The 11,036-nt window shown below is 69.6% G+C and carries 10 protein-coding genes; 2 read left to right on the top strand and 8 right to left on the bottom strand.

Going from position 1 to position 11,036, the window contains the following annotated elements; all coding sequences use genetic code 11:
* The 8 genes from ABZ319_RS32415 to ABZ319_RS32380 all read right to left on the bottom strand — a co-directional run.
* Positions 1 to 824, bottom strand: an 824-nt coding sequence (locus ABZ319_RS32415; RefSeq protein WP_354990346.1) for an MAB_1171c family putative transporter, incomplete at its 3' end; no start/stop codon positions are given.
* A gap of 6 nt (positions 825 to 830) precedes the next feature.
* On the bottom strand, positions 831 to 1,388 hold the full coding sequence (locus tag ABZ319_RS32410) for a hypothetical protein (RefSeq protein ID WP_354990345.1): 558 nt from the start codon (positions 1,386 to 1,388) through the stop codon (positions 831 to 833).
* A gap of 3 nt (positions 1,389 to 1,391) precedes the next feature.
* Positions 1,392 to 1,847, bottom strand: a complete 456-nt coding sequence (locus ABZ319_RS32405; RefSeq protein WP_354990344.1) for a hypothetical protein — start codon at positions 1,845 to 1,847, stop codon at positions 1,392 to 1,394.
* A 164-nt stretch (positions 1,848 to 2,011) separates the two neighbouring features.
* Positions 2,012 to 3,184 (bottom strand): cytochrome P450, encoded by a 1,173-nt coding sequence (locus ABZ319_RS32400; RefSeq protein ID WP_354990343.1) that lies wholly within the window; start codon positions 3,182 to 3,184, stop codon positions 2,012 to 2,014.
* Between the two features lie 105 nt (positions 3,185 to 3,289).
* Entirely contained in the window at positions 3,290 to 4,804 is a 1,515-nt protein-coding gene (locus ABZ319_RS32395; RefSeq protein ID WP_354990342.1) for a nicotinate phosphoribosyltransferase, read from the bottom strand.
* Complete coding sequence (locus ABZ319_RS32390; protein ID WP_354990341.1) at positions 4,804 to 5,652, bottom strand: hypothetical protein; 849 nt, start codon at positions 5,650 to 5,652, stop codon at positions 4,804 to 4,806. The genes ABZ319_RS32395 and ABZ319_RS32390 overlap by 1 nt, the downstream gene beginning before the upstream one ends.
* Before the next feature lie 161 nt (positions 5,653 to 5,813).
* Positions 5,814 to 7,853 carry a CocE/NonD family hydrolase gene (locus ABZ319_RS32385; protein WP_354990340.1) on the bottom strand — a complete coding sequence of 680 codons (2,040 nt, stop codon included), beginning with the start codon at positions 7,851 to 7,853 and terminating at the stop codon, positions 5,814 to 5,816.
* Positions 7,854 to 8,183: 330 nt separating this feature from the next.
* The gene (locus tag ABZ319_RS32380) at positions 8,184 to 9,188 is read right to left on the bottom strand and encodes a polysaccharide deacetylase family protein (protein WP_354990339.1); all 1,005 of its coding nucleotides are present in this window, start codon (positions 9,186 to 9,188) and stop codon (positions 8,184 to 8,186) included.
* Positions 9,189 to 9,293: 105 nt separating this feature from the next.
* Here ABZ319_RS32380 and ABZ319_RS32375 point away from each other — a divergent pair, with 105 nt between their 5' ends.
* Positions 9,294 to 10,634 (top strand): putative glycoside hydrolase, encoded by a 1,341-nt coding sequence (locus tag ABZ319_RS32375; RefSeq protein WP_354990338.1) that lies wholly within the window; start codon positions 9,294 to 9,296, stop codon positions 10,632 to 10,634.
* Positions 10,635 to 10,735: 101 nt separating this feature from the next.
* Positions 10,736 to 10,966: a LapA family protein gene (locus ABZ319_RS32370; protein WP_354990337.1), complete on the top strand. Its 231-nt coding sequence runs from the start codon at positions 10,736 to 10,738 to the stop codon at positions 10,964 to 10,966.
* Positions 10,967 to 11,036: the final 70 nt, after the last annotated feature.

Here is an 11,036-nt window from a genome sequence, read left to right as displayed (position 1 = left end):
GTGTGTGGTGTTTTGTTTTGTTTTCTATTGATATAAGGATCGAGCGGCAGCGCCCGGATCCGCTGGACCGCGGCGACGGCCTGCGGCAGCAGCGACGGGCACAGGTACCCGAAGAGCATGATCGTCGCGCCGATGCTGGCGAACGCCGGCGCGATGTCGCTGTTGAGCGTGCGGGCGTCGATGCCCGCCCAGGCCGCCGCCACCGCGACGACCTTGCCGATGGCGTAGCCGACCGCGATGATCGATCCCACGGTCAGCAGCCGCAGGCCCCGGCGCAGCCAGGGCTGTTCGCGCACGTGCGGCAGCCACGCCCGGCACAGCACCACGATGCGCAGCAGGGCGAGGGTGTAGGCGCTGAGATAGATCGCCAGGAACACGTCGACCACGGGCTCGGTGGCGTAGTGGTGGTCGAAGTCGGTGGCGTGCGGGGTGTCGTGCACCGGCGCGGCCAGGAACAGCCCCGCCATGATCGCGACGACCACCGCGTTCGCGACTATCACGTTGCGGGCGTTCACGTTCGGGCCCTGCGGCGGGGCATCGTCCGGACCCACCAGGTAGGTGGTCCAGACGATCTGCGCCATGACCGCGGTGGTGATGGCGGAGTAGACGATGAGCGTGGCCAGATTGGGGACGCCGGTGACCCGTGCCATCCACTCGTACGCGGCGGGCATGGCGGTGACGAAACCCACCGCCGTGCAGGCGATGGCGATGGCCACGGCCCAGCGCGCGCTGCCGCGCGGCCCGCGCACCGCCAGGATGAGACGCCAGGTGAACACCACCGCGGCGAGCGTGCCGACGCTGCCGTAGACGAGAGCGAATTCCACCGGTTATCAGTCGATTCCAGGTCCGAGGGTATCGAGCAGGTGCCGGACGCCCGCCGGGGTGTTGTCGGGCAGCACCCACTCCGCACGCGGGGTCCAGCGCGTGATGTGGTGCGCCATGAGCAGATCCGCGATGTGCTCGGCCTCGTGCTCCTCGGCCGCGGAGGAGCACGAACGCCCGAGCATGCGGCGCACCACCGCGGGATCGATGTTCGGGGCGAGCAGACGCAGGGCGTCCTCGCCGGTCACGGTGACCGGTTCGTGCCCGGCGAGCAGATGCCCGAACTCGTGGCACACGATGTGATCCTGGTGCAGCTCACTGGTATTGCTCTGGTAGGCCAGGAAATCGATGTCCCTGGTCACGAGCAGGCCGCCGGACAGCCCGGCCACCGGAAAGGGTTCCGGGCGCAGGCGCAGGGGTCGCCCGCGTCGGCGGGCCAGGGCCTCGGCCAGTTCGGCGACGGTGAAGCGACCGGGCAGGCCCAGGTCGCGCAACCCGCGCCGCAGCCGGCGATGATCCATCATGGATTGCTCATCCCCCGAGCTCTCCCAGACCGCGATCCGCATGTCTCACAAGTCTTCCCCATAGTTTTCGGCCTCGATCCGCCGGAGCACATCGAGCATCGCCACGATGGTCTCGGCCCGCACGGTACCGTGCGCCAGACCATCGCGCAGCACCAGTTCCAGCGCCGCCGAGTCGGCTTTTCCCTTGAGCGCGTTGACCAGAGCCAGTTCCCGGCCGCGCGCGACGGCGAGTTCGGGATTGGTCAGCGGGTCGAGACTGTCCAGCCCGAAGTAGACGCGCAGCGCCTCCAGCGTCTCGAACGACGGATTGACCGTCTGCCCGGTACGCAGCTTCCACAGATAGTTCGCCGACAGGCCGACGCCCGTGGTGCGCGCGATATCCTCGGCCAGCGCCCGGTGCGTGATCTCCACTTCACGACAGTCCCTGGTCACGGGCGGATGCATGCCCCCGATGAGACTGTTGAGCGCGCTGGTGAACGGATGCTGTTGTGCGGCAACCATTCTAATCCTGTCTCCTGCAGTTGACAGCGGTGGTGATGGCGATCATATACTCGTCCCTACTTCGTTCCGTTCGTAGATGTCGCTGTCCCCGAAGGGGAGGACAGCGGTATCCACCAGGTTCGTACACGGAGTCGGAACGGGGCGACCAGAGTCGCTCGCCCCCTTCACGAAGTCGCTCCCGGATGCACCGGCAGGCGCAACGGCCCTCGATGCCGGAATCCCGACCGCCACCGCACCTCCCGCTCGGCCACGGTGGCGTGCAGCCCCGGCCAGTGCCCGTACAGCTCGGCGAGCACCGCACCCAGCACCGGCCGCAACAGGCCCGCCCCGACGCACGCGTGCGCGCCGTGCCCCAGTGCCACATGCGGATTCGGGGTGCGAGCCAGGTCCAGGACACCGGGATCGGCGAAGCGCTCGGGATCGTGATTGGCAGCGGCCAGGCACAGCAGCACGGTCTCACCCGCGGCGACCGTCTTGCCGCCGATCACCAGATCCGTGACGGCGAACCGGGGCCCGGCCAGCACCTGCGGCGACAGGTATCGCAGGAGCTCGTCGACCGGTGTGGCCGACTCCGCTGCCGTGCGCACCGCGGCGAGCTGATCCGGGCGGCCGGACAGGGTGAGCACCGCGCCCGCCAGCACATCCATCAGTACCTCGTACCAGACGAACAGCAGATAGAACAGCAATCCGGGCAGTTCACCGGAATCGGCTGCCGGACCGTGACTCTCGTCGCGCACCAGGCGGCCCAGCATGGTGTCCGCCGAGCCCGCCCGGCCGTGCGCGATGACGGCCTCGACGATCTCGGCCATGGTCGCGAGGGTGTCGCGGGCGCGGGGCGCGGCCTCGGGGCGCAGGGTCGCCGCGGCCCACCGCGCGAGCGCGTCGCGCTCGACGTCGGGCAGCCCCAGCAACTCCCCGAGAATGAGCGCGGGCAGCGGCAGCGCCACCTGCTCGACGAAGTCGAAATCGCCCGCGCCGTCGAGCTCGGTCAGCCGCTCCCGCATCAGTTTGCCAGCCTGCCCGGACCATTCCCCGGCCCGGCGCAATTGCCCGGTCACCCGGCCGCGCAGGCGCGCCAGCTCGTCGAGGTCGCTGCGCTGGAACACATCCAGCGGTTCGGGCACCGCGAAGCCCCGGTAGTCCGCACCGGCGCTGTAGCGCAGATTCGTCGACAGCCGTGCGTCGAGCAGGCCCTCGCGCACGTCCGAGTACCGGGTGACGAGCCAGGCGGGCGGCCCATCCGGTGTGGCCACCCGATGCGCTCCCCCACCGTCCCGCAGCGATCGCAGCACCTGCCACGGATCGCGGGCGAACTCCTCATCGAAAATGCTCAGCACCGACCCATCATCTCCCAAGCGCCACAAAGGGTCTCATTCGGACGAGTGGACGGCGCCGCCGGTGGACCCCGGCCCGGCGGCGCGATGACACCGCCGGGCGCCCGCTCACACGGCGGCGGTCGTGATCGCGGGGCCGCCCGTCCGGGCGGCGTACCGCTGCGTTTCCGACCGCAGCCGGGCGCGCACCGCGGCGAAGCCCTCCCGACGCAGGAACCCGCCGTCGCGCCACACCTCGGTCAGTTCGCTCGCCGCCTCCTGCTCCGGGGTGGCCCGCTGCTGGACGTAGAGCTCGCCCGCGTCGTCCCGCAGCACCGAAAGCCGGCCGCGCGCCGAACGTTTGGTGCCCGAGTCGGTGGCCGGATCCTTGAAGATGTCCCGGCCCGCGCCGTCCACCTCGACGTAGGTCGCCTTCATCGCCGAGGCGAAGGTGTCCCGGGTGACGTACTGGTAGGTGTACGAGCCGACGCCGAAAACGACCGCGGTGGAAGCGAATCCCATGCCTGCCAGCCGGGCGGTGATGGCATCGGCGCGATCGTAGGTGATGGAGTCGCCGTAGATGACGCCGATGTGCGGGTCCAGCACCCGGTATCCGGCCGCGTTGACGGTGCCGCCGAAGGCGTTCCAGAGCAGGCGCACCACGCCCAGCCCGGCGGGGCTGTCGTCGGCGCCGGTGCCGCACAGGATCGTCTCGGGATCACCGGAGTCGGGGCGCACGACCAGGGTGCCGTCCCGGCCCAGGATGCGCTCGCGCAGGCCGGGCAGGGTGTGGGTGAGCACCCGCCACAGGTCGAAGGTGTCGCTCACCACCGACACGATCCCGCTGGGATACAGCTCGAGCAGCCGGGCGTAGGTCTCGTCCTCCGATTCCCGGGTGCCCGCGCACATGACCGAATGTTCGGTCGCGGCAACCGAAGCCAGCAGGGTCTCGCCGGAGTCGTCCGGATAGAAGTAGCGGATCCAGTCCTCCGAGGCCAGCGAGTCCGACCCGGTGAACGAGAGCAGGTGACCCGCGCCCGAGGCCGCGGCGGCCTCGATTCCCGGCATGCCGCGGAAGGAGAAGTCGTGACCCTGGAAGTCCACGGCCTCGATCGGCGCGCCGGTGGCGCGGGCCCGCTCGGTCAGCAGGGTCCGCAGTCGCCAGGCGGTGGTGGCCGAGGTGGACGGCTGCCAGATCGCCGCCGAGAGCGCGGTTTCGATGTAGTTGGTCAGCCAGAAGAACTCCGGGTGGGTGTTCTCCACGGTCAGGACCGGCACCTTCACCGGGGCGAGGGTGCCCTCGGGCAGCGACCGGATCGACAGCGGCAGGTAACCCAGCGCGTGCAGTGCGCGAATGTGGGCGCTGCCGATGACGTTCGGGCCCAGGATCGCGGTCACGCGGCGCTCGTACTCGGCGCAGACCCGGTCGGCGTCGGCGGCGAAGAAGCGGCCGAAGGCGTCCTCGAGCACATCGGAGATGAACGCCTGCAGGCCGAAGTGCACGACGTGCTCCACCCCCGGAATCCGCGAACCGCGATGCGTCAGATTGGAATACACGCGCGTGGTTCCGGCGGGGTACTGCCGCCGGTGATCCAGCTTGTAGGCGTCGGTCAGGAACAGCGGGTCGACGGTGTTGCGGAACATCACAGGATTCCTTGCGTGAGAGCGTGTTCGACGATGGGAACGATGCGCAGCCGGTCCGGCTCGAGCAGGCCGGCGCGGGCTCCGGGGTGGGAGTCGGTGGTGTGCACCCGGGCGTAGGGCGCGAGGTTGGCGCTCAGCCGCGCACCGCCGGAGAAGACCCCGTGGGTGACCCACAGGTCCACCCGCTCGGCCGCCGCGAACTCGCCCGCGGCCGCCAGTCCGGCGAAGGTGCCGCCGCCGTCGCAGACGTCGTCGACGACCAGGGCCCGGCGCCCGGCGACGGCGCCGGGATCCAGTTCGAAGCCGCCGAGCCGTCCGCTGGCGGGGTCGCGGTGCTTGCGGCCGTAGCGCACCTCGATTCCGCCGAGCGCGGCGGCGACCTGCTCGGCCCGGTCCCGCGCCCCGGCGTCGGGGGCGATCACGACCTGGTAGTCACCCGGCACCGCGGCGGCGGCCAAGGGCCCCAGCGGAATCGGCGTCAGCGTCGTGCCGGTCAGCTTCGATTCCGCCAGCGGGGAATGGATGTCGGCGTAGATCAGCTCGTCGGCGAAGGCCGTGATGACCGCCGCGTACACCGCCGCGCCGCAGGGCACATCGCGATCGGTGCGCGCGGCGGGTATGTACGGCATCAGGACCCGAGCCGGCTGTCCGAGCCCGCGGACCAGATCCGACCACATGCCCAGGGCCAGCAGGTCATCGGGGAATCCGCCGCGCACCACCGCGAAACGAGCTGCGGCGGGGTCGAATTCGGGTCCGGTCTTGAGAAACCACTCTCCGCCCGGGAATCGCAGGAACTCGACGTCGTCGGGCTGGGCCCCGGTGTCGGTTCGCACCATCGCTTCGATCATGCGACCACCGTAGCATTGTTTTAGTCAGTTTGACTAGAACAATCCGATGCGGGCATTCGGCCAGTTCAGCGCGTTTCATACACCGGGATCCGGCCCGGAACACGGCGATGCCCGGACCACCCGGCCCGGGCATCGCCGCTCTGTCTACCTATCGGACGGACTCACCAGCCCGGATCACCGATCACCGGGATGTTCACCCAGCTCGGCCGATTCGGATCGATCTCGATGTGCTGCGGCCGCAGTTCGCTCTCGTTCAGCAGCGGGCGCAGCAGGATGCTGCTGGGGAAGTTGCCCGCGAAGACGTCGATGCGCAGGCGATGACCCGGCTGCAGGACACCGTCGGTGGCGAACAGGCCCAGATCGATGGTGGTGGCCTCGCCGGGCACCAGCGGCTGGCGGGTGTCCAGGGTGAGGTACGGGTACGGCGAGGTGTAGTCGCCGTTCGCCGACCGCGTGGACTTCTCCTCGTTCAGCGCGCGCAGCGACGCGGTGAGCTGACCGGTGGTCCACACCTGCGAGCGGCCGTCGGGCGCGACGTCGTTCAGCGTCACCGTCCAGTAGCCGTCGGTGGCGTCGAGCACCGTGTTCAGGTGCACCGCGATCGGACCCGAGATCTGGGTCGGCTGCGTCACCGGCGCCGTGGTGAAGGTCAGCGCGTTCGTCTCGCTGATGCGCGCGTCCTCGGCGCAGATATCGAAGGCCGCGACGATTCCCGCGGTGCCGTGCGCGGTGTCGCGCGAGCACACGGTGGTCAGACCCGGTGCGACGGTGAGCCGGTCGGCCTCGCCCGGCGCCGTGGTCAGGCTCGCGTCGCGCAGGCTGCCCGGGGCGGAACCCGACGGCGCGCCGTTCAGGTACATCCGGCGGTAATCGGCGTCCGGGCGCGGGAAGGCCGGACTCGTGGTCCAGCCGCCGCCCTGCTGCCAGCTGGTGACCTGGTCGTAGCCGTCGATGCCGTTGTCGATGCCCTTGAGCCACTTGTCGAACCAGGCGCGCTGCAGCACATCCAGGGCGGGCGGGGCGCCCGGCCGGCCGAGGCCCGCGCCGGTGGTGACGTGGTAGGTATTGCCCATCACCAGCTTCTTCTGGCTGTCGGGCACGTTGATCTCGTTGAAGGCCCGCGCCGAGGAGTAGGTGAAGATGTCGTGCCAGCCGCCGTAGATGAAGGTGGGCACCTCGATCTGCGACGGATCGCCGACCCAGGCGGTGCGCAACGCGCTCTCGTCGTCCAGGATGTCGTTCAGGTACGGCGGGATCTCATCGATGCTCGGGGTGGTGAGCGCGGCGATGACGACGTTGAAGAAGGTGAACGGATCCTTGATCCGATCCTTCAGCCAGACCCCGTCGAACTTGCCGGACAGCAGCGCGACCAGATCCGGCATCAGCTTGGTGACGTTCACCGCCGCCAGCCATTCCGGAATGAACCCGATGCCCAGCGCGCCGCCGGGCGCGGCCACGTCGCGGATCAGATCACTGCCGGGCACGATCGGGAATATCGCCTTCAGCGCGGCGGGTTTGCGCTCGGCGGTGTGCATCTGGTTGATGGCCGAGTACGAGATGCCGCTCATGCCGACCTTGCCGTTGGACCACGGCTGGGCCGCGGCCCAGTCGACCACCTCGGCGCCGTCCTGCTGTTCCCGGTCGCCGAACACCTGCCAGACGCCCTGCGAGAAACCGGTTCCGCGGACATCCACCACGACCTGGGTGTAGCCGCTCTGAATGAGCTGGCGGTCCACGGCGAAAGTGCGGCCCGCGCCGCCTGAGACAGCGTTGCCGAGGTCGCTGAGCCCGCCCAGGCCGAAGGCCGAGAAGTCGAGATTGGCCAGCACCGGCATGAGCAGATCGGACAGGCCGGGGACGGCCAGCGCGGAGTCGGCGATGTTGCCGAGCAGTTTGGTATAGGGCGTCAGATTCAGAATGGTCGGCGTCGGCTCGGCGATCGGCTGCCCGTTCGCGTCGGCCGGGTGGTAGACGTTCGCCTTGAGCACCGTGCCGTCGCTCATGGTGATCGGGACGTCCCACTCGATGAAGACCCGCGGATACTGTTGCGGGCCAGTATGAGTGGCGGTGAGCTGGGCATTGAGGGTATCGGTGTCCGGCGTGCTCTGCCCGGGCCCGGCGGCGAGCACCGCACCCGCGATCACCGTGAGAACAGCGGTGGTCGCGGCCGCCACCTTGGCCGCCAATCGATATCTGATCATGCGATCGTGCATCCTCCCCGTGGTGAGGAACGACGCAGTTCCTACCAACGAGTCGCTACAGTAACGCCCGTCACGAACGATGCACAACCGTGACCTGTCACACCTGTCAGATTGGCGGTTGCGGTCAGGGACAAGGGATGCCGGGGCTCCCGTCCCGCCGTGGCTGGGACACCGAGATGCCGAGGCCGGGCCGCTTCGGCGCAGCTACCGAGGCGCCCCGTCCCGGAAAGCGCAGAGTTTGTCTGGGGCAGTGTCGAATTCGCTTTCCGCACAATCTGCCGCGGATATCGGCGCACGGTCCGGCCGCGCGCCGGCGACCGGGAGGTCGTCTCAGTACGCCGTCGCCCGATCCGCCCAGCGCGCGGTCAGCTCGGCGGACAGGGCACGCGGGAAGGAGATTCGGGCCGGATCACCGTCGGCGGTGTAGCGCTGGTCCGGATTCTCGGCGAGCCGGTCGAGCCAGTGCGTGGAATCGAAGGGCACCGGGGCGCGGCCGGAGCGAATGCGCGGAATGGCGGTGGGATCGAGCGCACCGAACGGCGACGGGGCCGGTTCCGCGCCCACCAGCATGACCGCGCCGAAGGCGTAGGGCTGTCCATCCCAGGATCCCGCGACGGCCAGTGCGCGATCGACGGGGGAAATGCCCAGCGGCAGGGCCAGACTGCGCACCTGACCGCCGGGCACCGCGGCGGTGACGGCGCGAATGTTCTCCACCATCTCGCGCTGCACGCCCGCGCTGTCCAGGCGGGCCAGGTTGGCGTGCGTCGCGGTGTGCGCGCCGATCTCGTAGCCGTGCGCGGCCAGCCAGGGCAGGGCGCGCGTCTCGCCGGAGAACGCCTCGTTGTTCACGAAAAAGGTTGCGGTGGGCGCGAACTCCGGATGGTCGGCGCGGAACTGCTCCAGGATGCCGACGGCGGTGTCCGGCGCGGGAACGCCCGCGGCGGTGAACGCGATCTGGCTCGCGGTGGAATCGTCGAAGGTCAGCACGACGGGGTGGGTGCCCGCGGGCAGGTCGATCGTCCCGGAGACGTACTGGGACACCGTGATCGGCCGGTAGTTCTCGCGCAGCAGCCGATCCAGCTCCGCCCGGAACTTCTCGGGGGTCTGGTCGTAGTCCCCGGCCGGGGCGGGGGTGATCTGGTGGTACATCAGAATGGGCACCAGGCCCAGTTCGTTCGCGCCGACGGTGGCGGGGTCGGGCGGTGGCGGCGGGGCGATGACCGAGGTGTTCGCCTCGGGCGCGACGGCCGCTCGGTCGGCGGTTCCGCAGGCGGTGGTGGTGATCATGAGTGCCACGACGGCGGCACCGGCCGCGCCGAACCCGAGTCTGGCCATCCACCGAACTCTAATGTCCGCCAATCCGTTACGGGGCAGAGTCGGGATTCTCGCGCGCGCGGTGCCGCGGCAGCGGATAGTTTGGGGAACTTCGAATGAGAGTTGGTGTGCGCGTTGCTGAAGCGGGTCCCGGCCACCGGGCGTCGCCGCCTGGCGGTTGTCGTGGCGATGGTTGTCGTGGCGGTGCTCGCCGCCGGAGTGCTGTGGGCCAGGTCCGGCGCCACGCGCACCGAGGCCGCGGCGCTGCCGCTCGCCCTCGAGGTGAGCCAGCCCGACACGGTGTCGTCCTATCGCGCGCCGATCACCCTGCGCGGCAAGGCGGTCGGCGCCGAGAGCCTCACCGCGGCCGGGCAGCAGGTGCCGCTCGCCGAGGACGGCGCGTTCGAGGTCACCCTCGCGGGCCTGCCGGTGGGCGGCGCGCTGGTGGCCACCGACTCCGACGGCAAGACCGTGACCCAGCCGATCACCACCCGGGCCGTGGTGCCGCGGATCCGGGCGGTGCACGTCACCGCGCACGCCTGGTCGTACGAGCCGCTGCGCGAGGACGTGCTGAACATGGTGCGCGAGCGGCGCATCGACACCGTCCAGCTCGACATCAAGGACGAGGACGGGGTCGTCGGCTACGACTCGCAGGTGCCGCTGGCCCGCGAGTCCGGGGCGGCGAGCACGATCTACAACGCCCCCGACGCGCTGAAGCAGCTGCACGATATGGGCGTTCGGGTGGTGGGGCGGATCGTCGCGTTCCGCGATCCGACCATGGCCGAATGGGCGTGGAACTCCGGGCGGCGGGACTGGGTGATCCAGAGCCCGTCCGGGCAGCCGTACTCCAGCCACTACGGCGCGATCGCCTTCACCAATTTCGCCAACGCCGAAATGCGGCGCTACAACATCGATCTCGCGGTCGAGGCGGCGAAACTCGGTTTCGACGAGGTCATGTACGACTACATTCGCCGGCCCGACGGGTCGCTGTCGAGCATGGTGTTCCCGGGGCTGACGGACGCGCCGACGGTCTCCATCGCCGAATTCCTGCGCGAGAGCCGCGACCCGGTGCGGGCGGCCGGGGCGTTCCAGAGCGCGGCCGTGTTCGGCATCGCCGCCACCCGGCCGGACGCCGTGGCCCAGGACATCCCGATGATGGGTAGGCACGTGGACTACGTGGCGCCGATGCTGTACCCCTCGCACTGGAATCCCGGCGAATACGACGTCTCCAATCCCAACGCCCAGCCGTACGACATCATCTTCCGTTCACTGGAGGATTTCCATCGGCTGCTCGACGGCACCGGCACCCAGATAGTGCCCTGGCTGCAGGACTTCAGCCTCGGCTTCACCTACAACGACGCCCAGGTCCGAGCCCAGGTCGACGCCGCCGCCGCCCAGCGCATCCCGAGCTTCTTCCTCTGGAACGCGGCCACCCGCTACCACGCCGGGGCCCTGGACCCCAGCTGACGAACCGAACTCACCCGCCTGAGTTGTCCGATTTCCTCGCGGCGTACGGAATAGTGGCGAATAATCAGCTACCCATCCGGAACCGTCCGCGAGGAGTTCGCATGACCACCCCGGCAAAGCCTTCGCTGCTCTCCCGCATCTCCCCCACCCAGTGGCTGGCCCTGGCCCTGGTCGTCGTCGCGGTCATCTTCATCGCCGCCAACCGCACCAAGGTCTCGATCGAGTTCCTGCTCATGACCATCACCTCCCCGATGTGGCTGGTCCTGCTGGTCATGTTCGCCTTGGGCTGGCTGACCGGGATCCTGATGTCCCGGCGTCGCCGCAACGGCTAGTGCCGAGTCCGGGGCGGCCGGAGCACACACTCGGGGCGGGGACCGACGCCGGGACGCTGTGAGACGTCGC

It is taken from the genome of Nocardia sp. NPDC005978 (assembly GCF_040614455.1).
Lineage (GTDB): Bacteria > Actinomycetota > Actinomycetes > Mycobacteriales > Mycobacteriaceae > Nocardia.
This window is presented reverse-complemented; position numbering and strand designations above follow the sequence as displayed.